Source organism: Enterococcus canis NBRC 100695 (assembly GCF_001544375.1).
In the GTDB taxonomy this organism is placed as follows: domain Bacteria; phylum Bacillota; class Bacilli; order Lactobacillales; family Enterococcaceae; genus Enterococcus_H; species Enterococcus_H canis.
The window spans coordinates 1-813 of the sequence record NZ_BCQJ01000040.1; the positions used below are offsets into that span (position 1 = coordinate 1).

The 813-nt window shown below is 41.5% G+C and carries 2 protein-coding genes; one reads left to right on the forward strand and one right to left on the reverse strand.

Features of this window, described 5'->3' with window-relative positions:
* The coding region (locus tag ECA01S_RS14670; RefSeq protein ID WP_082703313.1) for a hypothetical protein at nucleotides 1–593 on the reverse strand (593 nt) is incomplete at its 3' end.
* A gap of 22 nt (nucleotides 594–615) precedes the next feature.
* Between ECA01S_RS14670 and ECA01S_RS14495 the strand changes: the two genes are divergently transcribed.
* A partial coding sequence (locus tag ECA01S_RS14495) for a hypothetical protein (RefSeq protein WP_217994744.1) occupies nucleotides 616–813 on the forward strand: 198 nt, incomplete at its 3' end.

Consider the following 813-nt stretch of genomic DNA (forward strand, 5'->3'; position numbering starts at 1 on the left):
TATGCCGAAAAATCACTGATTCGGTTCGTCAAGCTTAACCACTGGTTGGCAGAAGTCTTTCTTTGTAAAATAATTAAGCCGTTGGGAATTCTAACCTCTTGCCGTTCTAAATCAAATGTGCCATGAATCTCCGCTTTTAACTGCTTTTTCGCTGTTACCATTTCTGATTTTGTTTGAAATTCCTTACTAATTAATACCGTCATTTTTGATTTTCCTTTCTTTTTTGGTTTTTGAACAACCATTTTTGTTAGGCGTTTGAGGAAGTGAAGCTGGACGGTTAAATTGTCCTTTTCGTCAAACGGTGTAGACTGTCCCCCTTTGCGTTTTGTTTTCGATTGTTCATTTTCGCCAGTGTGTTCGTGTCGTTTGCTGTGCAGTGAAAGAACCATAGACACCAAGAAAACACAAGGGCGAGCTTGCTCGTGCATTTTACCCTTGTGTTTTCGACTGGCTGTGGTACTGTAGCAAGCAGTGAATGGCACGAACACACGAAAAGGGGCAAGCGAAAAACGCAAAGGGCTGCGTGACACCGTTTTGACATCAGAAAAGGAGAATTTGAGCGGAATGGTTTTGACCTTTGCCTTGTGCAACAAGGCTTTCTTCCGACGAACGGCGGTGGCGGTTGGAGTAAGGAAGAAACAGCTCTTTTCTTTTGATTTTTACCAGCAAAAAAGCCTTGTATCTGCAACGATACAAGGCTTTTTATGGTATAATAATAGAGTAGAAAGTTTATGGCGGTGGCAATCTCTCATAAAGGGGGAATGCCTATGTTTTTCATTGTTTGCTTTTTCCCTAGAAAGGAATAGCTTTGAC